This is a genomic window from Vibrio sp. Vb0937, from assembly GCF_033338855.1.
The window spans coordinates 44,788-71,736 of the sequence record NZ_JAWOTK010000009.1 but is presented as its reverse complement, the minus strand read 5'-3'; the positions used below and the strand labels follow the sequence as shown (position 1 = coordinate 71,736).

Here is a 26,949-nt window from a genome sequence, read left to right as displayed (position 1 = left end):
TATTTTAGAAATGGTCGGATTTTTTTTGTTTAAAGGCATTAAAATGAAAAAACTCAGCAAGTGCTGAGTTTTTGAGGTTCATTCATGAATCGTAATTTTACGCTCGCTGAGCTGCTTCACCATGGCTTGCTTTAATGCATGCAGCTGTCCATCAATACTAGCGTCGATGATCCCAACTTCTGTTTCCAAAATGCAGCCTCCATTTTTCAAGCGCGCATCTGCTACCACGTCAACGTAACCGACTTCAGGGAAATCACTTAATACACCAGCCACCTTTTCTCTCACCTCAACAACCTGCTCTGGGTGGACATGTAAAATGACCTGCTTTTGGTTACTCACCAGTTGCAACGCTTCTCGAACTACACTCACCGTGGTATCGACATCATCGAAGGTATCGATGATCTTACGTACTGCTTCTAACACCACACCTGTCATTTTTTCTTCGACTTGCTGATAGTAGTCATTACAACGTGCTAAGGTTTCAACCATCGTTTGCGCATTTTCAATCTTGGCTTGTGCAAGGCCATCTTGATAACCACGTTGTTTTTCGGTTTCGTAGGCTTGTTGGGCATTAGCAATGATGCTTTCAGCTTTGGAGTTCGCGGCTTCAACTAAGTGTTGCGAATCCAGATAACTGGCATAATCTTTCGCTTTCAGCACCTTTAAGCCAGGTGCCAGCTGCAAATTGTCTGTTTTTATTTCAACAAATGAAACCATTGAGGAATAACCTGTTTTGCGATTTTTTTTGTGAGTCGATACGCCAGATCTCGTTGATCCGCTTCCAACCAGTTAGCTGTTTCCGCGTTTTCGCTAAGTTGCTTTTCTAATTTGAATTGCCAACGAAGAACAACATCTTCTGGTGAGTTAATCAAAATAAACCTCATCCAAAAATATCCTAGCGCCCTCATGCTTGCTTCAACAGACCTTTCATCCAATAGTTCTGGTAACGAACGCTGCCAGCCTTGCGGCCAGCTGGATAACAGCATCGGCCCGTTTTGAATTAAGAACCGAGCGCCTTCCAAACCAAATACGTTGTTCAGAACCTGTTTAGGATGTTTTAAAACAACGCTTCGCATCGCAACGCAATGCAAAGCTCCACCCACCATCAATACGAGTCGATTCAACGCGTCTGTCGGGAGCAATGCCAAACTATGACAAGGTTTGTTAAAAGCCGTCTCTGGAACGGGAGATAACGTCCACTCATTGATACACCATTGGTTGAACATGGGGTTATCTCTCCAGCCTTCGATATTTAGTAACCAAGGCTGCTTTTGCTCTATCCAACTTCTATGGATGTACTGGCAAGGCGCATAGTTAAACTGGTGTTGTACCTGCGCGAGTGGTGTTTCTGGTTTAACCACGCTTCGTGTTCCTACGACACCATGTAAAAGTAGCGATATTCGAGCCGATGAGTGCCGCTACCAAGAACACCAAAATGGCGATAAGATTATTCGCCGTCTCTTTGGTGACCTGAACCGACAAAATGCTTTTAAATTGATTGTTTTGAGTAGCAACTCGAACCTCTGATGAGGGTACCATCACTACGCTGATTCGATCGTAGTTCAGCCCCTCAATGCTATTGTTCACTAATAATTTGATCTGCGGAACATATGAATCAAGCGCAATATCTGCTGCGTGTTTAATAAATACGGAGGCAGAAGCTGGAGTTGGGCGCTCTCCTGGACGCAGATCTTGATCTTCCAAAACAACATGAACACGTGCCACCAGCACGCCATCAATCTGAGATAAGGTTGACGAGAGCTCTTGAGATTTCGCGTACACCAAACGTGCTCGTTCTGCTAATGGTGACGAGATCAAATCGTCTTTAGGAAACACCTCTTTCAGTGTAGAAAACTGCTCTCTTGGATAACCTTTTCGCTTTAGCGCATCTACCGCGAAGGCGATTTGAGAACTGTCTACCATTAACTTGACGGTGTTGTCTTTGTCAGGCTCTTTTGTTGCAACGACACCTTCGGATAGTAAGATCGACAACATCTCATTACCCTCTTTCTGAGTAACGTTGGTGTATAACTCGGTCTGACAACCTACCAGAAACAACGTGAGCATGATGAAAACTGCTCTCATTTTATTCATCATCACTATTGTGCCTTCAATAAGGTTTCTACGTTTTGTGTGGTTTTACCCACGGTTTTCGCGATCAGCTCTTCTTGAAAAGTAATGCGTGTCAGCGCCCACTGCATTTGCAGTAATTGCGCCGGATCATCACCCACCATCTTCATGTTGTCTTGCAGGTTACTTTTCGCATTATCGATAGTGTTTTTCAACTCGCTGATGTTTTCTAGCAAACCGCCCTCTAGGCCATTATTTGCCTCGGGAACCGACATAGCTTGCTCAAAACGTTCGCTTAAACCGTCTTCGACTTGCGCATCCTGTAACTTATCAATGTTGGTTTGCATCACCTCGGTGTACTGCGTGTTTATCATATGTACTCCTAAGATAAATCTAACTTGTGACTGTGAGTAATGATGTTTTTCACCATCGCATTTTTTTGGATCATGAAGCTGAGTTCATCACGAACCATGTCCAGTGTTGATGCCATATCAGGTAACGACCTCAACTCTGCCCAGCAATGCCATAAGGCTTGTTCTTTCTGGGCACCCAGTGGAAAATGCTGCGCTAGCATTGCTTTTAGTGCTGTTTTATCAGCAGGTGGTTCGGCAATAAGCTGTCCCGAAAAATTCCCTAGTAACTCCTGCTTCAACACCTTTAACAAATCAGATTGTGGCTGCTCGTTGCCTTTTGCACTCTTCGCCTCATGAAAGGCGTACCACATTGCCTCTCGTTTAACTTGAGGGTCGGAAAACGCTTCATTTAACGATGATAAGACACTTTGTTTACTGACAACCTCTGCGTCTTTTAATGATTCATACCACGCTTTAATCTCCGCCAGTTTCGCTTCTGTTTTCTCTAGCGTCTCTTTTGGAGAAACATGTGAAACTTGCTCTTGCTTGTCACTTCGCTCCATGAGTGCTTTCATCTTGTCTTCATCGCTCCGCTCATAATGGCGCGACTCCGACTGACGCAAAGATTGGTGTTGAAGACTTAGGTTGCTTGAATCAATGATCATCCAAGATTCCTAATGTCCTGAGAAAAGCTCGCAGCAAATGCTTGGCTTTCTCCGCTTCCTTGTGACGCAAGTTCTACCCAGCTTTCCGCTTTGCTCAGTAAACCGGCTTTGGCAGAAGCAAGAGCCGCTAAGCTGATCAGATCTGGATAGGCGTTACAAAGTGGTTCGAGTAATTGATGAGCCTCTTCATACAAGCCTTTATTCATGAGGCTCATTGCACGAATCATCGCAACGGTCTCTTCAGAACCAGAGCTTGCTTCAAGGCCATCTGCAATCGTGTTGGCTTCTTGATGACGATGCATACCTGTTGCCATCAGCGCGATTTCAGCCAGCAGTTGGCGCGTTTCTCGTTCCATGCTTTACACCTTCTGGAGAATCGACTGCATCACATCTTTAATCGCACGAGTCGTGGTCGCATTGATATTGTAAACAACAGACCATTTGTTGATCGCGTGCTGAAGCTCGGCAAGCTTTGATGGATCATCGGCATTGGTTTCTAGGTTCTTGATGGCTGCCGTCACTTCTGTGTTAGCATCTTTCGCTTGTTGTTCTAACTTAGCTTTAACATCATCAAGGTTTACACTGTTACTAGCATCGTAAAATGACATAAGACTTCCTCGTATTTTTTAGTTAGCTTCGTATGATTCAACGACCGCATAGGCGGCTGTGTAAGCTTCATACTGTTTGAGTAGCAATTGGTACTGCTGTGGTGAGCACCCTAAATCCAACTGACGTTTCACCACCGCTTGTGCTTCTAAGAGCTTGCTCTTAATCTTGTGCACTTCCGCACCGTTTGTGTCGTTATTTAAAATTTGTTCAAGATTTGTCATTGTTCGTCTCGCCTTCATATCCGAGTTCTATTGTTATCACCCGCCCGCCTTTAACCAACTCAATACCAGCAGGTGTAACACTGGATATTCGGTAGCCCTGAGGCGTTCTTGCACCGACCATATAGCGAACGTTATCGGTCAGAATCACATATGGAACCTGGCCAAAGTTAACGCTACGAAACGGGAAATCGATGTTGGTGCCTTTACTCACCTTAGGTATGGATTTCAAAACTAAGTACGGTTTCTCACCATATTGTTCCCGGAAGTCTCGGGTCACACCGTAAAATCGAGTCGTTTCGATATCATCAAGCTCACCACGAACTTCGATGCGATCACCGCTGGTGACCAACTGGACTTTCTTCAGTAACTCCGCATCCGTCAATAACGCTTTTAGCGTATCCATGTAGGCACCCGCTCGCTGCAGTTCAACCTTCCACGCAATAAGACCCGGCACGTCTCGCTCCAAGATTTGTTCAACTTGGTTCCAGCGGCTTGCATCATCGATATAGCCCGTCAGCAGCAGTGTGCCGGTCTCATCGCCATTTTCGACTTTCACTTGGTGATAGCCGAGGTTGCGCAAAATAAATCGAACCCCGCGACGGATTTCTTCCATCGTTCTTAAGTCACTTTTGTAATTGATGCCCAATACATCAATTCGACCAAGCAGATCGAGTTTCTGTGTTCGGTCTTCAACATAGCCCTCTAGGACCGCTTGGCGTGCGGCGGCATTCCATTCCACACGAACGTCGCTAAGTTTGAGCTCGCCTAAGATGTTACGTACCAAAACAATGGGTTCTGCTTCTGTAACAATTTCATTGTTGCTTCCGTTAGCTTGGCTGTACCACATACCAGCAAAAATGACACTCGGGACAAAACTACAAAGCAAAGCGATGAGCGTTGTTTTTTTCCAGCTAGAGCGTTGCACAGCAACCACAGGTGTATTCTGTTGGCTAGATTCGTCGCTGACGTTACTCACAATTAACGCATCTTCCGCGTATCCCAGAGCGAACTTCACAACGCCGACCGAGACAACAGCATGGCGTGACAACTCGATACCATCACCTGCAACAGCGATGTCTTCACTGTTAATATTTGCCTCTTCGCAGCCTCGTAAAATGACCGAGTCTTGCTGGCAAACGAGGGTGAAATGGTTCGCTTCGACCCCAGCATCAGACAGTACAAGATCAGCAATAAAGTCGTCACTGCCAAGCACGAGAGCACCTTCAGGTAAGGTGACTTCTACTCCGGTATGCACGCCTGATAAAATACGAATTTTCCATTGCTGCATCGCGGTTAAGACTCCTCTGAAGGGCGCACACACTCACTTTGTGAGTCATCACATTCCAATACTTTCACCCGCCAACCCTTTTGCCCTGTTGGTAATCGGCACTGCGTTAATTGAGACGACTTTTGCTGTGACAATAAGTCTTGTTGATAGCGCTCGGCTTGAACCCTCGATGTGCAGCTATATACTTCCACTACCGATTTAAATTCAGCGCTATTGTTGGAGATGTTGTTAAGCTTGCCGATACTTGGTCGCAAGTCATATTCGTTGCCAATCAACACACTATCGCCAATACCATCCACAACAATTCGAGGTTCTAAAATAAACATTCGTACTGTGCGGCGCTTAGTATTGGTATTACTTCTAAACAGCGCGCCTAAATATGGGATGTCTCCTAGCAATGGCACTTTACGTAACTGATGGCTCACTTCATCTCGGTACACACCACCGATAAGTAAGCTTTGCCCTTGTTTAACCGTCGCTAAGGTGCTGATTTCAGTTTTACGAACGGAAGGAAGATCATCGACGCCACCATCAGCGATCTTTGCACCGTCTTCGAGATGAAGGCTCAGGTTAATTTCAGGTCGTGCAGCAAATCTATCACCAACGATACGTGGGACAATTCTCAGTAACGTGCCATACGTGACCTCTTCCAGCGCTGCGGTTTCTTTACCAACCAGCTTGACGTAAAACGTGCTGCTGTTGTTCAGTACCGCTTCGACATTTTCCTGAGTTAACAATGTTGGTCTTGAAACCACTTGAGCACTGCCTTTGGATTCCAATAAACGAATTTGAGCCAGCAAGTAATTTAGGTTGGTTGAATCAAGCAAGGACTTAAAGTTCTGTCCACTGCCGAGCGTCACATCCCCCGAATTCACATCCCCTGTTGTTTTGATATCGACAATGCGGTTGTTTCCGACAGACACTCCCGCTCGCCAATCCACGCCTAACTGACTTAAATCGTTGGCACTGATATCGACAATCGATAGCGCGACTTCAATTCTTGATTGCGGCTGGTCTAATTGCGCGACCAGTTTACGATAGAGCGGTAATCGTGCTTGAGTATCACGAACGATAATCGCATTAAGGCCCGGCTCTGCTTCAACTGTTGCGCCACCATGAACTGAGGCGGTTTTATTACTTTTTACAGGCTTATCTGAACTGGTAACTTCTTTGCTAGACGCACTCGTCACTTGCGTTTGAACACCAGACACGACCCGTTTTAACACCGATGCGATGCCAGGGACCGTAATTGTCTGATCTCGATATGCAATTTCTCTATCCGTTGCAGAAGCGTACTTCAAAGGAATTATCTCAACGAATAATTCGTCGGTTGAATTCGATTTCTGCAGCAAGCGCGTTTCCAATGCCTCCGCCGTTTGTACCACTAAGTCGACATAACGTGGAGGACCCGCAAGATAGACTAACCCTTTGCTCTCAGCGGCTCTCCAACCATAACGAGAATCCCAAACGCCGGTGGAAATTAACGTACTGCGTAGCTCTCTAGCCGTAAGTAATTCCAATTGAAGTAAACGTGAGCGAGTTTCTGTCGCCTTATAGACATGTAAGACGGCACCATCGAAATACCACATCAAGTTGTACACTTGCGATAAGTAATCGAGGAATTCCGCCGGATCTTCAGGGGTAAAACGCCCATTCACTCGATCGTTGACTTTGTCACTAACAGAAACCGAGACACGATAATTTGCACCGAAGTTATTCAACAACTCTTTTAATGAGTCGTTATCTGCATAGTAGCGGAACGGTTGTTCGGGCCAGTGTAAGTCTGTTGCTTGCGCATATCCCAAAGGAACAACACTCACTGCGCATAACAATGCCTTTGTTGCAGCACGTCTAATGTTGGGAAAGATTTTTAGCATCATGGTAACCACACTGTATGGTTGATTGTGTGGTTCACACGTTCTTGTTCCAATAATGCAATGTAACGCTCACATAGATTGACGTGCTTAGAAAGCAAAGCAGAGAACCGTTCCACCGAACAGTCCTCAACCCGTACTTTACTTTGCAAAATCAATTGCTGATCATCATTGGTTGTCAGTACGCCGCCATCCGCACGAATGGTTTTTAATGAGAGCTGCATGCAACGTTGTAACGCTTGTTCTTGTTGATAATCTAGATGCTCTTTAAATTGGAAGGGTAACGTCGCTTCCCATAAAATCCATGACGCACGTTGCTTGATGGTCAGTGATAACTGGTCAACCTCGATGTTGTAAGAACCATTTTCTGAGGCAATAAAATCCCCTACCTTTAGCGCTTCCGCTAAAGATTTCATCATCTTATCTAACATTTAACGCCCTATTTAGATCTGGCTGAGGTGATTGCAAGCCTGGCCGCACTGACCACTTTGAGTATCAAAATAGTAGTGATCGATATCACCAACAGTTTGCATGTTCTTGAACCATTGCCATACTTTCGCAACCGCATTTTGGTCGTTGTAAACCACATCGCATGCATCCCAAACTTCGTTCAGCTCAGGGGCTTCAAGTCGTACTTCCGAACACCAATTTTTCCACTCAGAAATAAATTGTTCGGTTGTCGAGGTGTACTCCGCGAACCCTTTCAGCTCGTCTAAAGACGGTTGCCACTTCTCAATTAACAAACGATGACATTCAATCACTTGCAACTGTTGTTCGCTTAACGTCCCAAGTTGCTTTTTAAGTTGATGCTGCTGGCTCTTAATAAGATCGAGTTGCTGTTGAACAAAGACGGCACTGGTGTCTTCCCCTGATAGCTTCGACCAATATTCCTTCTGAATATCGAGTTGATTGATAAGTTGTTCAACTTTAATCGAAGCATGAAGAGCACTTTGATCGACTTGTCGGTTAATCCACTCGTTGAGTGATAAATGGAAACAAAGCATCAACGTTTTTGGGACAGCCAAATTAAAGCGAAAGCCCAGACGAGAGTTGATGTAGTCCAGCCTTTGTTCGAACGTTGTGATTGTGCTGCTATCACTGAGCTGCGATCCAATTTCCAAAAATAAACGCATAGCAAACCGGTCTATCGAAGCACCAAGTTTTTGATACGTTTTTACTAACTGGCTAGCGCACAGGCTATCGACGACATTTCTATCCAACAAGCGTTGAAGTAAAGATAACTGCTCATAATTTATGACGCCTTCACTCAACAATTGTCGGTGATTGACGTGCACAACATTGAGATCCTGCGTAGGTTTCGAGGCGTTTTCATAACGAGCTCCTCTTTGTAAAACAGTCACTTTCCGCTGTGTCACTATGCTGTCTGGAAAAAGCGAACGGCGTCGCCAATGCTGCTTTTTCATTTATGTTCGTCTCCGCACCCCTTTCGAACAATCCAGAAAGAAAGAGATGTAATAATTTTTAATCGTTCGTTGTTACACGATACATAATAGAATTTACACTGGTGAGTGACTTTCAAAATTAGTCAGAAAATTTTAGTCTCAAGTCATTTCATTTCGCGATAGCCACTTGATCGTCTCCCGAACGTACGCGGCTTGGGGTCGTTCCAAAACGACGACGGTAACTCTGCGTAAAGTAAGACTGGCTGGAAAACCCTGCCTCCATCGCCACATCTACGATGCTCATCTTGCTCGTCAACAGCAGTTTATGAGCATGCAGTAGTCGACGCTCACTGATCCAAGCTCTTGGAGAAATGCCATAGTGCTCATTAAAAAGCTCTTTAAAAGTGGTTAAGCTGGCACCAAACTCCTGCGCGTAGTCTGTCAACTTCCATTCTTTTAAGTAATGCTGTTCCATAAATCGACGTAACCGTTCCGACGTACGGTTTGTTTGTTGTGACAGCAACGCATACAGTGATTCTCCTCCTTTGCTGTGTAGCAAGAGAATGAGTAGTTCTTCGTATTTTAGGCACATAATGGCATCAGGGTACGCTTGTTGCTCAAGCGTCTGCATGCTAGAAAGCACTTGTTCAACGAGTATGTTCAAACCAAAAGTAAACAAACCAGAACAAACTTTGTCTACCTTAGGCAGCATCATCAAGAGATCACTGTGTTTTTGCAGCAACTGACTAACGAGTTCACTGTCGTAAGCAATAATCGACGCTTTGTATGCCCCATCTAGCGGAGAGTACTCTAACAAGTAATCCCCTTGAGATAGAAATACCCCATTTTCTGCAGCAACATCGATTGTGCAATCACCTGTTTGAACTCGAAGCTGACCATTGTGAACGACAACAATGTGAGACTGGTCTGAGTGAAATACTTCGTCAGATTTTTCATAGCAGGAAAAACTACGAATTTTTCGTGAACTCGAGTCGACCCTTTCTGAGTTTAGTTGGCCTGACACATCCATTTTCTACCCTTCATTATTTTGAGTTTCTCAGTTCAAATGTTGAGAAACTTTCAAAGCACTACTTTGATTGTTGTTATTTCTAAGTACTGCTGTATGAATTAAAGAAGCAAAGAAAAGAGCATAGAAGTTCTATCACTTACCATACCCCCCGAATAATTAGCGAATAACCCAAGCATTACCTTTACCTAAAGGTAAAAGTTTGACTTAGTAAATTTCTGCTGTCCGTCTTTATTATTTTTATCAGATAGCGTTTATCATTAGCCAAAACTTAAATATCATTTCGTTATTTAAGTTTGGTTGTTTTGTTATACATTAGAATACAATTAAATAGATTTCGGCATCGTTTCGAGAACAAAATTAAATTTCCAAAATCATAAAAATGTATGTTTTATAGCCTAAAACGCCAAGCCAACGTGTTCAAGGAGCGAGATATAATCATAAAAAATACTGTTTTTGCAACAAGTATGAGTCTAAAAAACAACTGACCCGATGACTTCAAAGTCATGTAATTAATGTTTATAAAAGACAACAAATCTTTCACAACAGGAAAGATATAGTCTTTATTTTTATAAATTAGAAAATTCTAATAAAAATGTAGTACTTAAAATTTTATCTGTTTATTTTTGGAACAAGAATCAAGTTTTCTTGTTTATTTCCCTCTAAAAATAAATAGCTCTTTTCTTTTTCCGCAACGAGCTCACCGTTTGAATAAAGCTTTCCAATAATCTTCATTTTTCCTTCACCAGCTTGAATTGGTGCAATTAAAAACGAATACTGCACAGGCAACTGAACGCCTTGGTAGCTCTGAGATGCCGATTTAAGACATTGATTATCAATAACTTTACATATTTCCACTTCAAGAGAAGTAATCGAAGGTGGAAAGTAGCCGTCGACAGAAACCCAACCATAGACTGATGCCTGACTCTGTGTATCAAAGTCATCCACCCCATTGACGGACACAGTCTGACTGCACCCACTCAGTATGAATAACCCAATAAAACCAGCCCATATAGAATTGTTCATTATGACCCCATAAACTTATTTTATATAATCTAGCTCATTTGAAATCCACACAATTCTTTATGTAAAAATATAAAAGATCAACTTATATTTATACTACAAGCGGACAATAAATCGCATTTTTCAACAACACGTAGTTAACATGGACTGTAATTTCAAAAGCAGTTTCTGCTCACTTTCATTCCTTCCTTAATTGAAGTTTATTAGAGAAAAATGATATTCATATATATCATTACCATCGAGATATGCATCTGAACACATTTACTTTTTCCTTTCTATTTCTCTCAACACATTTAAAAGCCAAAATATAATAACAACCGACTAATATTGATAAACATGAAGAGATACATCTAATATTTTCCTTGATAAAATTTCAAAAGGGACTATTCCTATGTCAGCACGCCAAACTATCGATGAGATTTTGCTAAAGTTTGCTCATCAAATAGGCTTGCCTGCACTGCATCTAACGGAAAATGAAGTAAGCTTAGCCTTTGATGATAATCTAAGGGTGCATATCATCTTTCATCCTGAATCTACAACTCTGCAGCTCGAAGCTGAGATTGTTGGCCTTCAAATTGTAAATTCCGATCTCTATCGCTGTTTCTTGGCCTTTAATTATCACTGGCCTGAGCACCAGTTATTTTTTAGTTTAGATAACCACCGACATGTCCTATGTTTAAACCGACTCATTAACATTAGGCGACTGGATTACGAATATTTTGAAACAGCTTTAGCAGAATTGCTGACGCACAGCGAGTCGTGGGAAGCGTTATTGTCTTCTCATGTAACCATTGATGAGGCACCACCGATGCCACAAACTTTAGACTTGAGAGTTTAGGTGTCTTTATGTCCAATGACATCCAATCCACATACACCAATTCATCGGTTCATGACGTTCAACAAGCGCAGCAAAGTGATGCAGTGCCGCAAGGAACGTTTCATGGCCGTAAAGTCACCCTACTCTCCTCATCAGAAAGCAGTATGACGCGAACAAGCTCTAAAAGAGAGCTTGGTGAATGTTTAAATCAATTTGCCAGTCTCGAATCTTGCAATCGCGTTTTGGACTTTGATCCGCAACTCAATATTGACAAGCAAAACTCCGCCGTAGAAAAGCTTATGGAACGAAAAGTGGCGATAATTCAACATTCCTGATATCACAATAAAAGCAGGTTAAACATCTAGGTTAACCTTCAGCCGACAAGCTCACGCTAATAAAAAACCCCGAAGATTCGGGGTTTTGATTCATACTGCTTTTTCTTTATTAATTACTTAGTTTCACTAGAAGAAGCCTAACGGGTCGATGCTGTAGCTAATCAGCAAGTTCTTAGTATTCTGGTAGTGATCCAGCATCATCTTGTGCGTTTCGCGCCCGATACCCGATTTTTTGTAACCACCGAACGCTGCGTGTGCAGGGTAAGCGTGGTAACAGTTAATCCAGATCCGGCCAGCTTCAATATTACGGCCCATACGATATGCAACGTTCGCATCACGTGTCCAAACACCTGCGCCTAAGCCATATTCAGTGTCGTTTGCGATTTCCAACGCTTCAGCCTCATCTTTGAATTTGGTGATAGCGATCACTGGGCCAAAGATTTCTTCTTGGAAGATTCGCATCTTGTTGTGGCCTTCCAACATGGTTGGCTGAATGTAGTACCCCTGGTTGATAGACTCTGGCTGTTCTGACACTCCACCACCAAAGACCACTTTTGCGCCTTCTTCACGGCCGATTTCCAGGTAACTTAAAATCTTATCAAACTGTTCTTGAGAAGCCTGAGCACCGACTTGAGTATCGGTATCGAGCGGATTACCTTGTTTAATCAGATGTGCGCGTTCCGTCAGTTTCTCTACAAACTTGTCATAAATCGCTTCATGAACCAGTACGCGAGATGGACAGGTACAAACTTCACCTTGGTTGAAGAAACCAAGTAACGTACCTTCGATACACTTATCAAGATACTCATCTTCGTAATCGAAGATATCTGAGAAGTAGATGTTTGGAGATTTACCACCTAACTCAACTGTCGATGGGATCAAGTTGTCTGCTGCACATTTCAGAATGTGGTTGCCAACTTGCGTAGACCCGGTAAACGCGAGTTTCGCAATGCGGTTGCTGGTTGCTAATGCTTGACCCGCTTCAGAACCATATCCGTTTACAACGTTGATGACACCAGGAGGAAGAAGGTCACCGATTTTTTCCATCAGAACCAGAATGGATGTTGGGGTTTGCTCTGCTGGCTTCAATACCACACAGCAACCCGCCGCTAGTGCCGGCGCTAGTTTCCAAGCCGCCATCAACATTGGGAAGTTCCACGGAATAATTTGACCAACCACACCAATCGGTTCTGGGAAGTGGTAGCTTGCGGTGTGCTCATCCAGTTCTGCCGCACTGCCTTCTTGTGCGCGAATACAGCCAGCGAAGTAACGGAAGTGATCCACTACTAAAGGTAAATCTGCCGCCAAGGTTTCGCGAACTGGTTTGCCGTTTTCCCAAGTTTCTGCAACTGCAAGCTCTTCTAGATGCTGCTCAATACGGTCAGCAATTTTCAGCAAGATGTTCGAACGTTCTGTCACGCTGGTTTTGGCCCATTTTGCTCTGATGTTATGCGCGGCATCCAGTGCTAAATTAATATCTTCCTCGCCAGAGCGAGCAACTTTACAATACGCTTGTCCGTTGATTGGTGAGATATTGTCAAAGTACTCACCACCCGTTGGTTTTACCCATTCCCCACCGATAAAGTTATCGTAATGCGATTTAAAGTTAACAATGGCATTTTCACTACCTGGCTGTGCATAGATCATAACTCTTCCTTTTGTTTCTCGTTCAATGTGTTATTGCAGTGTCGTATCGCACTGTTCACAAAGAGCATTACGCAAGTCACACGCCAACTACACCACACTTGTTGTTAATTAAATGTAAAACTATGATTACCAAGCGATAACAAACCAAGTGAGCGACGTTTGAGCGGATGTATGGTGTGAACACCAATGTTCAAGTGTTCCAAAATGGCACACCCTCACTGTGACAAAATGGTACAGTCATGGAACTTCAACATATTAGCGATAACAATTGGCTTTCAACTTCATGGGTCAGAAGTGAACAAGCGGGTTTAAAACAGCGTCGACGCCCTGAAGATATTCGAGTAACGCCAGCAACGCTCCAAGATAGGCGTCACCAACTCAACTTTTTGCTAGAGGCAGTCACTCAATTTGCGCTCCCTTTGTTTAATCAGCTATTCGCTCATAGCGACAGTCGCTTAATTTTGACGGACTCAGATGGTGTCATCATCGGCAGTTGGGGACAGCCTAGATTTCGTGAGAAGTTGACGGAAATCTCGCTAAGCTCTGGAGCATGCTGGCAAGAAAAGGTCAAAGGCACCAACGCCATTGGTACAGCCTTGGTTGAAGCAAAGCCCGTTTCTGTTATTGGTGATCAGCACTTTATCCAACACCATCGTTTTATTAGCTGTTCGGCTAATCCTATTTTCGATCATCTTGGTAACCTCATTGGCGTATTAGATATTACGAGCGAGCAAAAGAGACATGACTTCTCAACGCAAGTACTAGTACAAAACATGGTCCAGCAAGTGGAGAATCAACTACTTAACTTGATTCCACAAGGGCATATTCGTGTGGATTTAGCGTGCGAAAAAGGTTTACTGAATAGTGGTTGGCAAGGAATTATCATTGCAAATGAAGACGGACAAGTTTTGGCTCACAATCAAGTAGCCTCTCAACTTTTTGCGCAAAAAAGTATCATTGGGCAATCCTTAGACGACATTCTATCCACTCGGGGAAATGAGCACCCTTTCGTTTTCAAAACAAAACCGCTTACCGATAAAGATAGCAAGGTCGAGTCTCGTGCTGTAGCGGCGTCCAATGATCTTCATTATGGCGACTCCGCTGTTGAGCACTGTTGGCAGCAAGCCAATCGCGTCATCGATAAAGACATCAGTTTGTTGATTCTCGGAGAGACTGGTGTTGGCAAAAACGAGTTTGTGAAAGCGCTTCATAAAAACAGCCAGAGAAAAACGGGACCGTTGGTTTCCGTTAACTGCGGAGCGCTACCAAAAGATCTGGTTGAATCTGAATTATTTGGCTACGTAGCCGGTGCCTTTACTGGCGCAAACAGCAAAGGCTATCAGGGGAAAATTCGCCAAGCACACAAAGGGATTTTGTTTCTGGATGAAATCGCAGATTTACCCTTGGAAGCTCAAAGCCGCTTGCTCCATGTATTGCAAGATAAAACCGTGCTTCCCGTGGGTTCAAACCAAAGTATTCAAGTCGATACGCAAATCATTGCAGCCACGCATAAAGATCTGGAACATTTGGTCAGCGAAGGATTGTTCCGCCAAGATTTGTATTATCGCCTTAATGGCTTGATCATTGAGCTACCTCGCTTTGAGGAACGTGATGACAAACGACAACTGATTGAGAACATTCATCGGCGTCACGCCGAATCTGAACAACAGCTTTGCCCTCACCTACTTTCTCTGATGCTGTCTTACTCATGGCCAGGAAATTTGCGTGAACTCGATAGTTTAATCAAAGTATCCGCCTTAATGGCGCAAGGTGAAGAAATATTGGAACTCACACACGTCCCAGCCCACCTAAGTAAGAAACTCAGCGAAGCTCAAGAAGGAGCAGCATCCGCTGAACCAACTTCAGAACTGCGTGCAACCGTCGAAGATAAGTTGCTCAAAACATATCAAGCCAACCAGGGGAACATTAGCAAAACGTCTCGTATGCTTGGTGTGAGCCGAAATACCATTTACAGAAAGTTGAAAAGCCTTGGCATATTAAGTTAATTCTACGACCTCAGATACAAAAAGAGCACCGTTGCGGTGCTCTTTCTCTTTGAAACCTAGCTTACAGGCCGCCTTGTTGTTGTGCCTGTTTTACTAATGCCTGACGTTGAGTTTCCTTCTCAGAGATCACTTGATTGTCCTTGTGCATTTCCTGTTCCAATTCTGCTGGAATGAAAACAAAGTACTTGTTAAGAGTCATCTTAGAACCTCAATTTGCTGTGTTAATTACCTTCTTGGTCGACGTAAACAAAACCAGAAAAACATGTTTTACTGGATCCTTGTTGCTAGTTTCAAAAAATAAAGGATGTTCATATAATAAACATCCTCCATGTGGGCGCTAATTATAGGCGTAGTTTAGAGGCTTACCTAGCACTCTTTTTCACCTTTTGTGCAATCTGAGTTTCGATCGAAAAACAGATTTAATTGCCCGTAGTTACTAAGGTATTGTTAAACAGAGAAAAAAGCTTTTACTGTAACTGACGACAGGGATGAGCTTACGAGTGTAGGTTCACTTGCAATTGTGTATCGTAGAGTTCGAATACGATAATAATAGCGCTACATGCCCTTAATCTGCGTAGTTAAAAACTTTGAAGTGATAGACAACCGAAGTCATATCTGTGCAACTCAGTTTAACGATTTGTCTACCAGTTCAATATTTCACCTTTTTTGAGAAATCTTTAGCCACTTTTTTGTGTGAAACGTCCCAAAAGAGCAGACAATTAAAAGTGTGGCATATAACCACAATTGTCTATCCCCACTTAGCTTCGGGAGGCGTTTATGAAAAGTAACAAACTTGGCCATGTGATGTCTTTCAGCAGAATGTTTTCCTTCATTGCATTCTTGACGGCCACATTCGCATGGATTCTCAGCATGTACGCCCTATTCACTGTTTCTTTAGTGGCTCTTGTGGTCAGTGCAATTCTCTACCTAAAAGACAGGTTTTATCAAAACAAGAAAACGACCACTGAAAAGAGCGCCTAGGCGCTCTTGAAGTTCCGTAAAAGCAAAAACAAAAAAGGATGCCACTTGGGCACCCTTTTGCTTTGATCAGCTTACTGACCGCGGATTAAACGTCGTAAGTTGTAGACGCTGTGTCGCCGCCTGTACCAGTCCAGTTAGTGTGGAAGAATTCACCACGTGGACGGTCAATGCGCTCGTAAGTGTGAGCACCGAAGTAGTCACGTTGAGCTTGAAGCAGGTTCGCTGGTAGACGAGCAGTTGTGTAACCGTCTAGGAAAGATAGCGCAGAAATCGTACATGGCATTGGGATACCAGATTCTAGAGACTTCGCTGCTACTTTACGCCACGCTGCTAGGCTGCCTTGTAGGATATTTTTGAAGTACTCATCAGAACCTAGGAATGCGATGTCTGGGTTCGCTTCGTACGCATCACGGATGTTGCCTAGGAACGCAGAACGGATGATACAACCACCACGCCACATTAGGGCTACATTACCATAGTTTAGGTCCCAACCGTTTTCGTTAGACGCTTCGCGCATTAGCATGAAGCCTTGAGCGTAAGAGATGATCTTAGAAGCTAGTAGCGCTTGACGTAGTGCATCAACCCACTCTTGCTTGTCGCCTTCAACTGGTGTGATTGTCTTGCCGAATAAAGACTCAGCTTCAACACGTTGGTCTTTCAGTGCAGATAGACAACGAGAGAATACAGACTCAGAGATAAGTGTTAGTGGAATACCTAGGTCTAGTGCGTTGATACCAGTCCATTTACCAGTACCTTTTTGGCCTGCTGTGTCTAGGATCTTCTCAACTAGAGGCTCACCGTCTTCATCTTTGTAGCCAAGGATGTCAGCCGTGATTTCAACAAGGTAGCTGTCTAGTTCAGTCTTGTTCCAATCAGCGAATACTGCTTGCATCTCGTCAGCAGACATACCAAGACCGTCTTTCATGAACTGGTAAGCTTCTGTGATAAGCTGCATGTCACCGTATTCGATGCCGTTGTGTACCATCTTAACGAAGTGACCAGCACCATCGTTACCAACCCAGTCACAACATGGCTCACCAGCGTCAGTTTTCGCAGCGATACCTTGGAAGATAGGCTTAACCGCTTCCCATGCTTCAGCAGCACCGCCAGGCATGATAGATGGACCGAAGCGCGCACCTTCTTCACCACCAGATACACCAGTACCGATGAAGTGGATACCTTTTTCACGTAGTGCAGCAACACGACGGTTTGTATCTGGGTAGTTAGTGTTACCACCGTCAATAATGATGTCGCCTTTGTCTAGCAGAGGTACTAGCGCTTCGATGAACTTGTCTACAACGTCACCAGCGCGAACCATCAACATTACTTTACGCGGCGTTTCTAGCTTCTCTACTAGTTCTTCTAGAGAGTATGCACCGATGATGTTCGTGCCTTTTGCTGGACCTTCCAGGAACTCGTCTACTTTAGCAGCAGTACGGTTGTGAGCAACCACTTTAAAGCCGTGATCGTTCATGTTTAGGATAAGGTTTTGACCCATTACTGCTAGGCCAATTACACCGATATCACCTTTCATTGTTTCTCTCCAATTTTATTTCATCGACGAGCAGCGTCTTAAGCAATTTTTGCTGCCGCGTCTAAATCTAAATACCATTCCGTTAGGCCCGATTTCGCTTGAATCTTAGCCGCTGGGTATGGCAGTGCGTGTGCTGGTGAACTGTTAATTTCTTCAACAATGTCCGCTTTTCCTGCACCAAGCACTAAGTAACTAATGCGTTTCGCTGCTTCTAATACGCGTGCGGTTTTCGACACACGAAGTTGGCCCGATTCAGGATGCGACGCCACAAGAGATAGGTTCGCATCATCATAATTCGTTTGGCCAGGGAACAGAGAAGCTGTATGACCATCTGCACCAACGCCTAATAAGATCCAGTCAAACACAGGTGTGCCGTTTTCATTCGGGATTACCTCTGCCATCTCTTTTGCAAAGCGCTCGGCTTCTGCTTTAGGCTCATCTTCGCCACGGATGCGGTGAATGTTTTCTGCAGGAATATTTACTTGGCTAAACAACAATGTGTTCGCTTCACCGTAGTTGCTTTCTGCATCGTCAGGGGCAACACAACGTTCGTCACCCCACCAAAAGTGGAGGTTTTCCCATTGAATGGAGGTTGCGTAAGCCTCTGAAGCCAGTAGTTTAAACAGCATTTTAGGAGTGCTGCCGCCAGAAAGAGAGATGTGAACAGGTCTGCCCATTTCGCTAAACGCTTTCATATCGTTAGCTAGGCTTTCAACTACCTGTTCTGCTGTTTGGTAGATCTTATGGTTGATCATAGTTCACAGTAATCCGTATCTGTTAAGTTTTTACATGGGAAACGCCAAGCACGGCCATCACGCTGTAACAAGTCATCTGACTCTTTAGGCCCCCAAGTGCCGCATGCGTACCCGAAGAGGGATTGTGGATCTTGCTTAAAATCTAAGATTGGCTGTACGTATTGCCAGCACGCTTCCACCGCATCACTACGTGCAAATAGCGTAGCATCACCATTCAAAGCATCAAGTAGAAGACGCTCGTATGCCGTTAGCATTTGCGTTTCTTGCAGGTCAGCGTAATGGAAGTTCATTTTCACTTCCTTCGCTTCAAAGCCTGCGCCTGGCTCTTTCAAGCCAAAGCTCATTTGAATGCCTTCGTCTGGTTGAATACGAATGATCAGTTTGTTTTCTGGTGCGTTTTGACCAAACACAGGATGCGGTGTTTGTTTAAAGTGGATAACCACCTCAGTAACGCGTGTTGGAAGACGCTTACCAGTACGCACGTAAAATGGCACGCCATTCCAACGCCAGTTGTTGATGTACGCTTTCAAACCGATGTAAGTCTCTGTACGAGAATCGTCTGCAACTCCCGGCTCTTCACGGTAGCCGCGTAGGCTTTGCCCACGGACTTCAGACGCCGTGTATTGGCCTAATACTAGATCGTTGCGCAGAGCGTTTTCGTCTAATGGCTTTAGGCATTGAAGCACTTTTACCACTTCATCACGCATCGAGTCTGCATTGATTTGCGCTGGTGGTTCCATACCTACCATTGCTAATACTTGTAGCAAGTGGTTTTGGAACATGTCGCGCACAGCACCAGAGTTGTCGTAGTAACCACCACGCTCCTCTACGCCAAGGAATTCTGCGCCTGTGATTTCAACGTAATCAATGAAGTTACGGTTCCAAAGCGGCTCAAACATCGCATTAGAGAAACGAAGCACAAGTAGGTTTTGTACCGTTTCTTTACCTAAGTAATGGTCAATTCGGTAGATTTGATGCTCTTGGAAGTGCTCGTGAATTTCTTTGTCCAGAATACGCGCCGATTCAAGATCATAGCCGAATGGTTTCTCAATGATCAGGCGTTTCCAGCCATCCTCTTCACTGTTAAGACCATGTGCTGCAAGACTTGCAGGGATCACACTGTATAAACTTGGTGGGGTTGCTAAGTAAAAAAGCGTATTGCGTTGCTCGAATTGATATTCGTCCGCAAGTTGGTCTAAGCGAGAAGATAGCTTACCGTAATCTTGTGTGTCAGAAGTATTAATTGCTTGGTAGTGCAGATGGTTAATAAATGCATCAAGCGTTTCTGGCTCAGTCTTTTCCATTTCCTGAAGCGATTTTTTCAGCTTCGCGCGGTAAGACTCATCACTGTATTCAGTGCGACTTACACCCAGAATGGCAAAATTCTCTGGAAGCTGCTTGTTCGCGTAGAGGTGGTATAAAGCAGGAATGAGCTTACGGTACGTAAGGTCACCTGAAGCACCAAAAATAACGATGCTGCTGTTTTCTGGTATTACCATCATCTTTCCCTTAAAAACGAGGTACTTATTGTGTGCCCGGATACGGCTAGAGAATGAGCCAACCCTATCAATGGCACCTCAAAATAGAAAATTGGTCTTACCTATTACGTTGATAGGTAAAGTCTATGGGCCCAAAGAACCTCAAGAAGTTGCATTTCCGATTCTTGGAAACACGACGTATTGAGGTCATTTAAGTCACTTATGTCTCAAAAGTACACACTGTACTCGCTGGAGGAGAGTCCGACACGGGGCAATATTGTCTACGACTATTTGATTTACATCAACACTTGCCAGTGCAAACGTTTAAATAAGTTGCACAAAACGTCATAAGCGATTGTATTTTATTGATAAAAAAAGTTTCATCTGAACGCTCCAAAATTTAAGCAAAAACTCTAATATGGACAATAATTACTCATCCTTGCAATCCATTACAGTTTTATCGTGATCTGTGTTACTTACTTTTTATTTCATCATCCTATTGATAATGATACTCAATTAAAGATAATGAAATCACTATTAATGTGAAAGTAGAACGCCATGAAATCAAGCGCCATTAACCCACATCCCATAAACCGAATACAATCGGTGCTTGACTACATTCACACCAACTTAGACAGCACTCTGAGCGTAGATGAAATATCGAAAGCAAGTTGTTGGTCGCGCTGGCAACTGCAACGCGTATTTCAACAACACACTGGCGTATCCGTCGCTCACTACATCAGAGAGCTTAAACTTAGCCTTGCGGCTGAGCGCTTAATCCATACTTCTGACCGCTCGTTAGATATAGCGATAGAAATGGGATTTACATCTGAACACGCATTTAGCCGTGCGTTCAGGAATATGTTTTCAAAAAGCCCCCGCGAATATCGAAAAACGCAACAACTCTCCGGGTTGAGGCAACCTTTGACGCTGCGTAAGACACCAGAAGAAGAGAAAAAACATCAGCGCTTTATTGAAGTTCGAATAGAAACAAAACCGGCTTTTGAACTTGCTGGTTATCATGAACCTATTCACGGATTGTTTTCCGCTACGCCCGATTTCCAATCCAAAGTACCGTCACTTTGGTCACGTCTTTATTCATCTGAAAACCTTAACAATTCGGAAAGTAGTTACTTTGGCGTGATTGATGTGACTCAAGCGTATTCAAACAACCAACAACTTGAGTATTGGGCAGGTTATGAGTGCAGTCCAACAGCAAACGCACCAAGATCAACGAACTCTTCCAACTCGGGGTTAGACCTCTTGGCTGTTCCTGAGCAAACCTACGCCGTCATTACACACATAGGCAAAGCATCAGAGCTCGCCTCAACGCTAGAATGGTTTATTTTACATTGGCTACCCTACTCTAATTATCATGCTATCGATGGTTATGAGTTAGAGCTTTATCCAGAAGGTTATGATGTTGATAGCGAACAAGCACAAATGCAGTATTGGATTCCTGTCGAGCCAAACGACGCGCTATCTTTAAAACCTAAGAACAGAAGAATAAGTTCCAAAGATTAGTGTTTTGCACCAAATTGTTAACTTTTCCTATTTCTTTGAATATAGAATACAAATAACAATCATTATCAATAAATAGAAAAAGTAGTGGAATTTATAAATATGGAAAGTCCGATTCGATTTCATCGTTCAGCGGTTGCTATCGTCGTATCCGCATTGCTCGCTGGCCACGCCAATGCAACTGAGAGCATATCCCAACACGAAACGATTACGGTGCTAGGAGAAACATACCGAAACACCGCAACTAAAACCGTTTTAGAACCGGAGGAAACACCGCAAGCGATCACGGTAATCACTAAAGATGACATGGACCTACGCGGCGTAAACTCGGTGAGCGAAGCATTGCGTTATGCGCCTGGCGTAAATACAGAATTGCGTGGTGGTGCCGTTTCCCGACTTGACCTATTCAATATTCGTGGTTTTATTAACTACACCAACTTTTATGATGGTCTTCCTTTGCTGTACAACGGTTGGAACCTTCAACCGCAGGTCGATTCCGTTGCTCTTGAGCAAATCGAGGTTTTTAAAGGGCCAACGTCTGTTCTTTACGGCAATATTCCACCAGGAGGTATGGTCAACATTATCGCCAAGGCGCCTCAGTCAACACCCTCGCACTCTGTCTCGATTAGTACAGGGACTAACAGCCTAAAAGAACTGACGTTCGACACCACAGGACAAATTGGTGATTCTAATGTTGATTACCGTATCGTCGGCCTGGCAAAACAGCGAGATGGTCAAGCCGATACGTCTGAAGACGAACGTTATGTACTCGCCCCATCTTTCAATTGGCAAGCGACAGAAAGCACATTAGTGAACGTGAATGTTTACTATCAAAATGATCCATCAGCAGGTATCTACACGACTGTGCCTGCATCTGGCTCAGTGATTAAAAACCCACTTGGCTCGATGTCACCAAGCACCTATTTGGGGGATGAGGACTGGAACACTTACGAACGCGAAGTTCTGATGATGGGTTACAAAGTCCAACACGACTTTAACAACAATTGGCAATTTCTACAGAATGCCCGCTACATGACCGCCGATGCCTATCAGGAAAACACATATAACGGTGCACTTGAAGCGGATAACCGTACCGTTGGTCGAAATGCCTATTTAACCGATGAAAAGTCCAAATCCTTTGTGATTGACAACCAACTATCGGGCTACGTTAAAACAGGAAATTTTGAACATAACTTATTGTTCGGGCTTGATTATCAGTATCTAGATTCAGATGTAAAATACAAAGACACGCTTGGGTATTCGCTAACTCAGGACATTTTTAATCCTGACCACAACAGCATTGATCGTAATGCACTGAATTTCCAATACAAACAAAACTTGGATATCAAAACGAAGCAGATTGGCGTTTATTTCCAAGATCAAGTTCGTTACGACCAACTTGTAATGATTGCAGGTCTTCGTTGGGATAAATACGATTCAAATACAGACGCCGTTAGCGATTATCTAGGAACAGTATCCAAGAGCAAGGAAGAGTTAGACGATACCAACGTATCTTTCCGAGTCGGTGGTTTGTATGAGCTAGACTTTGGTCTCTCGCCATACCTTACTTACTCGGAAAGTTTTGAGCCAATTGCGGGTGCCGACTCTTCTGGTAAAGCATTTGAGCCATCAACCGGTCATCAATGGGAGTTAGGCTTTAAATACGCCCCATTATCTGGTGATATCTCAGGTAACTTAGCACTCTTCCATATTACGAAGAAAAACGCGATCTTGACCGATCCGAATAATCCTTATGCACCGAACTATCAAGCGGGCGAAGTGGTATCACAAGGTATTGAACTTGAGGCAAAATGGCAAGTTACAGCACAAGCTGATTTCACTCTAGGCTATACATATACCGATATGGAGATTACCGAGGACAGTTATTACAACCAAGAAGGTAAAACGCCGGTTTGGGTACCTGAGCAAACGGCTTCTCTATGGGCAAATTACTTCTTTGAAGGAAATCTTTCAGGCCTTCGTACCAGTGCTGGCGTTCGCTATGTCGGGGAAGCACAAATTGATGCACAGAATAGTCAAAAAGTACCGGACTACACCTTGTTTGATTTAGCAGCAAGTTACGATTTCTCAACGGTATCTGAATCAATGAAAGGGGCTAGCGTCACGCTTTCTGCAAGCAATCTATTCGATAAAGAATACTATTCTTGTTACGACAAAAATAACTGTTGGTTTGGCGCTGAGCGCTCTATCGAAGCGATGTTAGAATACAACTTCTAGCCTCTTAGAACGGAACAGCAGTAATTTGTAAAGCGATGGTTTCTAAAACAAGCCATCGCTTTTTATTTTGCATAGAGCATCAATATAAACGCTACCGTGTCACTTTTTTATAGCACCTTTCTGGCCTACCTACCGACCCATAGTTTAAATCAGCCTCTAGTTCACCAGTACTGATAAGAAACTCAAGATAACGTCTAGCGGTTGTTCGGCTCACTCCGATTTTTTCACCTGCCTCATCAGCGGTCAGCACACTGCCATTTGGGAACAACTCTCTGATCTTGTCTAGGGTTACACCATCAATCCCTTTTGGTAATCGGTTCGGCAAGTTGTCTTGATTGGCGTGAGACTGCAGCATTTTATCAACGAGGTTCTGATCCAAACTCTCTACGATGTCTAGTTGTTGGCGTTGGGACACATACTTTTTCAGTGCGGCATCTAAACGTGGAAACATCACTGGTTTTAACAGGTAATCGACAACGCCACCCCTCATCGCCTGTTGTAACGTATCGACATCCCTTGCGGCTGTAATCAAAATGACATCACACGTTTGGTTACTTGCACGCAGTGTATTTAGTATCTCAAGCCCTGTGCCATCGGGAAGATAGACATCCATCAATAGTAAATCTGGCTTAAGAATGTCGAGTTGCATTTCTGCTTCCATTCTCGTGGTCGCAATTCCAACCACTTCCAAACCTGTCAGTTGGCTTAAGTATTTGTGGTGCAGCTCAGCAATAGCCAGATCATCTTCAATGATCATTACGCGAGTCGCCATACTCATATTTGTTCTTCCTTGGGTAAGTACACCGTTATTCTTGTCCCATAATTTGTATTGGGTATCATCTCAACATGGCCGTGATATCGAGTAGCAAGCTGATTGACAAGGTGTAACCCAACACCTCGATTTTGACGAGATTTCGTCGAAACGCCTTTTGTAAATAATGTTTGTGGATCCACTGTTTTTGGGAGGCCACAGCCATGATCTATCACCTCAAGTATCACTTCATTTCCGTAATCGCTAACGGACACATCAATGTTTCTGCGTTCTGACGCAACATTTGATTCATCGCGAATTGAAGTTAACGTGGCATCGAAAGCGTTATCAATCAAATTACCCAAAATTGTGACAAGGTCTTCCGAATTTAGCCACTCAGGTAGGGGCTCCAGACGACTGCCTTCCTCAACCACCAGTTGTAAGCCTAACTCGCGAGCACGTTCAGTTTTTCCAAGCAACATACCTGCAATTAGCGGGTCCTTAACGGTATCTCTTAAAAACTCAATCATTGCTTGATAGTGTGCGGTTTCTTGTCCAATTAACTTTTGCACCGCATCAAGCTCACCCATTTGTACTAGCCCACTAATGGTGTTGAGCTTATTTCGATGCTCATGGGTTTGCGAACGTAACAAATCTGCATATTCCTTGGTTTGTGATAGCTGCTCGGTTAGATCATTAATTTCATCCCTTAAACGGAAACTCGATACCGCCCCCACGATTTTTCCATCAACATAAATTGGAGAGCGATTTGCAATCAGGCGCTTATGATTAAGGAATATTTCAATATCATGATCTTCCTGCCCGCTTTCTAATACTGTATATAGATCGCTATCACGCAGCGTGTCAGTCAAAGGTTTATTGAGCGCTGATTCTCTATCAATACCGAGAATCTGGCAGGCACTACGATTTATCGAGCGAAGTATCCCTTGGGCATCAATGCTTAACACGCCCTCTTTGATGGTGCTCATCGTCACTTCTAATTCGCCGTACAACCGCCCTATCTCTTCAGGCTCAAAGCCTAAAATGGCGCGCTGAAACTTTCTCGACGCATAATTGGATACAATGGCATTAGCGACGACAACTACGATGACCATTAAAATCAAAAAGGCCAAAAATGGTTCGATGCGGTCTTGCAGTCGGTCGAGCAAATAGCCAACCGAAACCACACCAATGATGTTCCCTTGCTCGTCAAAAATCGCAGCTTTACCACGAACTGAATAACCTAACGAGCCCTGTGCCGTCGAAACATAAGACAACCCCTGTTCTAGCGCTCGACGATTGTCGCCACCTCTCATTGGCTTGCCCAACCGCTCATCAACAGGGTGGATTAAGCGTACTCCCTTATGGTCGCCAATAACGATGAAAGCAGCACCTATGGCTTCGGTTAATTCTCTAAAGCGAAGTTGGTATGGCTGGGGGTTTTGGGTTTCGATCATTTCACGAACAACCGCTGAGTCCGCTAAAAAACGGGCAACACCCAGTGCTTTTTCTCCCATTTCTTGCTCTTGATTGATTTTGAGATAAGTGAACCCCGCGGCGACAAGCAATAACAGCTCTATCAACCCCGATAGCGTCATAATAATGAGCATCCGCTTACGAAAGCTGATGGTTTTCCAACTCATTGATACATCCTTGTGATTCACTCTTGAGCGTAACGTTAACACTCAGTTAACAGCATGACGTTGTCGCGGTGATAAATCTGTGAGGAAGGCAAACAAACCGCAGAGTTTACGGTTAATTAATCGACGAGCTGAAACATAAAATTACAACCATTCACCAAATTTAGCATTCCTCTCTGATACTCAATTCCATACATAAATTGCCCTTAAAATCATGATCGCGATCACATCGATTTTAGCGGTTTTTGAGGCGTTTTTAGACTTTACAACGTATAATTTTTAATCAACGAAACCAATGAGAGTTTCGGTTTGAAAGCAGTGAAGCTGGAAGTCTATTAAAAGCTCAACATTGACGTCAGTGGTTTGGACACAAATAAAACAAAATACAAATACTGACTATATGACAAACACTTAGACACCATCTGAAAACTGGAAAACTATAAACAGAGGTGCATTTATAGTTAGAAGGAACACCAAACATGGAACGCGATACCTTTGGAATATGCCTGAATAAGGCGATGCTGTCAGAGAATATGTATTCAACATTTACACACGTCAGGGCTTATGAAAAAAACGGAGGCGGTACTTCTGATCTCAAAGTCCTGTTATCGTTCCCTCAAATGAGTGGAAAAGATCTATTGAATACGATGCGAGGTTCTCGTCAGCTAGAGTGGAGAGCGGAGTTTCACTGTCCATATACGAAATAAATTTGT

28 protein-coding genes are annotated in these 26,949 nt (G+C 43.7%); 7 read left to right on the top strand and 21 right to left on the bottom strand.

Annotation, left to right across the window (positions count from 1 at the left end):
• Positions 1-78: 78 nt before the first annotated feature.
• From R7P67_RS13760 to R7P67_RS13695, 14 genes are all read right to left on the bottom strand, one after another.
• Positions 79-717 (bottom strand): HrpE/YscL family type III secretion apparatus protein, encoded by a 639-nt coding sequence (locus tag R7P67_RS13760; RefSeq protein ID WP_005387146.1) that lies wholly within the window; start codon positions 715-717, stop codon positions 79-81.
• Positions 696-1,361 carry a SctK family type III secretion system sorting platform protein VscK gene (gene vscK / locus R7P67_RS13755; RefSeq protein WP_262592657.1) on the bottom strand — a complete coding sequence of 222 codons (666 nt, stop codon included), beginning with the start codon at positions 1,359-1,361 and terminating at the stop codon, positions 696-698. Before vscK ends, R7P67_RS13760 begins: the two co-directional genes overlap by 22 nt.
• Positions 1,354-2,100 carry a type III secretion system inner membrane ring lipoprotein SctJ gene (sctJ, locus tag R7P67_RS13750; RefSeq protein ID WP_086012989.1) on the bottom strand — a complete coding sequence of 249 codons (747 nt, stop codon included), beginning with the start codon at positions 2,098-2,100 and terminating at the stop codon, positions 1,354-1,356. The genes vscK and sctJ overlap by 8 nt, the downstream gene beginning before the upstream one ends.
• On the bottom strand, positions 2,100-2,444 hold the full coding sequence (gene vscI, locus R7P67_RS13745) for a SctI family type III secretion system inner rod subunit VscI (RefSeq protein ID WP_005377202.1): 345 nt from the start codon (positions 2,442-2,444) through the stop codon (positions 2,100-2,102). The genes sctJ and vscI overlap by 1 nt, the downstream gene beginning before the upstream one ends.
• Positions 2,445-2,452: 8 nt before the next feature.
• Positions 2,453-3,088, bottom strand: a complete 636-nt coding sequence (locus tag R7P67_RS13740) for a YopR family T3SS polymerization control protein (RefSeq protein WP_167415236.1) — start codon at positions 3,086-3,088, stop codon at positions 2,453-2,455.
• Positions 3,085-3,444, bottom strand: coding sequence for a YscG family type III secretion system chaperone (locus R7P67_RS13735; protein WP_167415237.1), 360 nt, complete (start codon positions 3,442-3,444; stop codon positions 3,085-3,087). The genes R7P67_RS13740 and R7P67_RS13735 overlap by 4 nt, the downstream gene beginning before the upstream one ends.
• A gap of 3 nt (positions 3,445-3,447) precedes the next feature.
• Entirely contained in the window at positions 3,448-3,696 is a 249-nt protein-coding gene (gene sctF, locus R7P67_RS13730) for a type III secretion system needle filament subunit SctF (protein WP_005377199.1), read from the bottom strand.
• An 18-nt stretch (positions 3,697-3,714) separates the two neighbouring features.
• Positions 3,715-3,918, bottom strand: a complete 204-nt coding sequence (locus R7P67_RS13725) for an EscE/YscE/SsaE family type III secretion system needle protein co-chaperone (RefSeq protein ID WP_017821343.1) — start codon at positions 3,916-3,918, stop codon at positions 3,715-3,717.
• The gene (gene sctD, locus R7P67_RS13720) at positions 3,905-5,206 is read right to left on the bottom strand and encodes a type III secretion system inner membrane ring subunit SctD (protein WP_031781102.1); all 1,302 of its coding nucleotides are present in this window, start codon (positions 5,204-5,206) and stop codon (positions 3,905-3,907) included. The genes R7P67_RS13725 and sctD overlap by 14 nt, the downstream gene beginning before the upstream one ends.
• Positions 5,207-5,211: 5 nt before the next feature.
• Positions 5,212-7,086, bottom strand: coding sequence for a type III secretion system outer membrane ring subunit SctC (sctC, locus tag R7P67_RS13715; RefSeq protein WP_065274579.1), 1,875 nt, complete (start codon positions 7,084-7,086; stop codon positions 5,212-5,214).
• On the bottom strand, positions 7,083-7,511 hold the full coding sequence (locus R7P67_RS13710) for a YscB family type III secretion system chaperone (RefSeq protein ID WP_053307002.1): 429 nt from the start codon (positions 7,509-7,511) through the stop codon (positions 7,083-7,085). Before R7P67_RS13710 ends, sctC begins: the two co-directional genes overlap by 4 nt.
• 12 nt (positions 7,512-7,523) lie before the next feature.
• Entirely contained in the window at positions 7,524-8,504 is a 981-nt protein-coding gene (locus R7P67_RS13705) for a T3SS regulon anti-activator ExsD domain-containing protein (RefSeq protein ID WP_193837341.1), read from the bottom strand.
• Positions 8,505-8,652: 148 nt separating this feature from the next.
• On the bottom strand, positions 8,653-9,513 hold the full coding sequence (locus R7P67_RS13700; RefSeq protein ID WP_042523810.1) for an AraC family transcriptional regulator: 861 nt from the start codon (positions 9,511-9,513) through the stop codon (positions 8,653-8,655).
• 609 nt (positions 9,514-10,122) lie between these two features.
• Complete coding sequence (locus tag R7P67_RS13695) at positions 10,123-10,536, bottom strand: YscW family type III secretion system pilotin (RefSeq protein WP_137282064.1); 414 nt, start codon at positions 10,534-10,536, stop codon at positions 10,123-10,125.
• A gap of 388 nt (positions 10,537-10,924) precedes the next feature.
• Between R7P67_RS13695 and exsC the strand changes: the two genes are divergently transcribed.
• Together exsC and exsE2 are read left to right on the top strand one after the other, a co-directional pair.
• Positions 10,925-11,371 (top strand): type III secretion system regulatory chaperone ExsC, encoded by a 447-nt coding sequence (gene exsC, locus R7P67_RS13690; RefSeq protein WP_262653918.1) that lies wholly within the window; start codon positions 10,925-10,927, stop codon positions 11,369-11,371.
• An 8-nt stretch (positions 11,372-11,379) separates the two neighbouring features.
• Positions 11,380-11,685 carry a T3SS regulon translocated regulator ExsE2 gene (gene exsE2, locus R7P67_RS13685; protein WP_262653916.1) on the top strand — a complete coding sequence of 102 codons (306 nt, stop codon included), beginning with the start codon at positions 11,380-11,382 and terminating at the stop codon, positions 11,683-11,685.
• A 126-nt stretch (positions 11,686-11,811) separates the two neighbouring features.
• Here exsE2 and R7P67_RS13680 read toward each other — a convergent pair whose 3' ends face one another.
• A complete protein-coding gene (locus tag R7P67_RS13680; protein ID WP_104975362.1) occupies positions 11,812-13,332 on the bottom strand; it encodes an aldehyde dehydrogenase family protein in 1,521 nt (506 codons plus the stop codon).
• Positions 13,333-13,571: 239 nt separating this feature from the next.
• Here R7P67_RS13680 and R7P67_RS13675 point away from each other — a divergent pair, with 239 nt between their 5' ends.
• Complete coding sequence (locus R7P67_RS13675; protein WP_262653914.1) at positions 13,572-15,338, top strand: sigma-54-dependent Fis family transcriptional regulator; 1,767 nt, start codon at positions 13,572-13,574, stop codon at positions 15,336-15,338.
• Between the two features lie 61 nt (positions 15,339-15,399).
• On the opposite strand, the gene R7P67_RS13670 is transcribed toward R7P67_RS13675, so the two are convergent.
• A complete protein-coding gene (locus tag R7P67_RS13670; protein WP_005377165.1) occupies positions 15,400-15,537 on the bottom strand; it encodes a hypothetical protein in 138 nt (45 codons plus the stop codon).
• A gap of 578 nt (positions 15,538-16,115) precedes the next feature.
• Here R7P67_RS13670 and R7P67_RS13665 point away from each other — a divergent pair.
• Positions 16,116-16,319 carry a hypothetical protein gene (locus tag R7P67_RS13665; RefSeq protein WP_005377162.1) on the top strand — a complete coding sequence of 68 codons (204 nt, stop codon included), beginning with the start codon at positions 16,116-16,118 and terminating at the stop codon, positions 16,317-16,319.
• A gap of 85 nt (positions 16,320-16,404) precedes the next feature.
• On the opposite strand, the gene gnd is transcribed toward R7P67_RS13665, so the two are convergent.
• The 3 genes from gnd to zwf are packed head-to-tail and all read right to left on the bottom strand — an operon-like array spanning position 16,405 to position 20,107.
• Positions 16,405-17,853, bottom strand: a complete 1,449-nt coding sequence (gene gnd, locus R7P67_RS13660) for a decarboxylating NADP(+)-dependent phosphogluconate dehydrogenase (RefSeq protein WP_005377160.1) — start codon at positions 17,851-17,853, stop codon at positions 16,405-16,407.
• A gap of 38 nt (positions 17,854-17,891) precedes the next feature.
• Positions 17,892-18,608: a 6-phosphogluconolactonase gene (gene pgl, locus R7P67_RS13655; protein ID WP_005387158.1), complete on the bottom strand. Its 717-nt coding sequence runs from the start codon at positions 18,606-18,608 to the stop codon at positions 17,892-17,894.
• Positions 18,605-20,107 carry a glucose-6-phosphate dehydrogenase gene (gene zwf / locus R7P67_RS13650; protein WP_017634563.1) on the bottom strand — a complete coding sequence of 501 codons (1,503 nt, stop codon included), beginning with the start codon at positions 20,105-20,107 and terminating at the stop codon, positions 18,605-18,607. Before zwf ends, pgl begins: the two co-directional genes overlap by 4 nt.
• A gap of 537 nt (positions 20,108-20,644) precedes the next feature.
• Here zwf and R7P67_RS13645 point away from each other — a divergent pair.
• Complete coding sequence (locus R7P67_RS13645) at positions 20,645-21,610, top strand: helix-turn-helix domain-containing protein (protein WP_033906176.1); 966 nt, start codon at positions 20,645-20,647, stop codon at positions 21,608-21,610.
• Positions 21,611-21,709: 99 nt separating this feature from the next.
• Positions 21,710-23,845 (top strand): TonB-dependent siderophore receptor, encoded by a 2,136-nt coding sequence (locus R7P67_RS13640; protein ID WP_170890281.1) that lies wholly within the window; start codon positions 21,710-21,712, stop codon positions 23,843-23,845.
• 91 nt (positions 23,846-23,936) lie between these two features.
• Here R7P67_RS13640 and R7P67_RS13635 read toward each other — a convergent pair whose 3' ends face one another.
• Both R7P67_RS13635 and R7P67_RS13630 read right to left on the bottom strand, forming a co-directional pair.
• Positions 23,937-24,623 (bottom strand): response regulator, encoded by a 687-nt coding sequence (locus R7P67_RS13635; protein ID WP_167415241.1) that lies wholly within the window; start codon positions 24,621-24,623, stop codon positions 23,937-23,939.
• Complete coding sequence (locus tag R7P67_RS13630; protein ID WP_213898659.1) at positions 24,620-26,239, bottom strand: sensor histidine kinase; 1,620 nt, start codon at positions 26,237-26,239, stop codon at positions 24,620-24,622. The genes R7P67_RS13635 and R7P67_RS13630 overlap by 4 nt, the downstream gene beginning before the upstream one ends.
• Before the next feature lie 476 nt (positions 26,240-26,715).
• Here R7P67_RS13630 and R7P67_RS13625 point away from each other — a divergent pair, with 476 nt between their 5' ends.
• The gene (locus tag R7P67_RS13625) at positions 26,716-26,943 is read left to right on the top strand and encodes a hypothetical protein (protein ID WP_005377125.1); all 228 of its coding nucleotides are present in this window, start codon (positions 26,716-26,718) and stop codon (positions 26,941-26,943) included.
• The last annotated feature ends 6 nt before the right edge of the window (positions 26,944-26,949 follow it).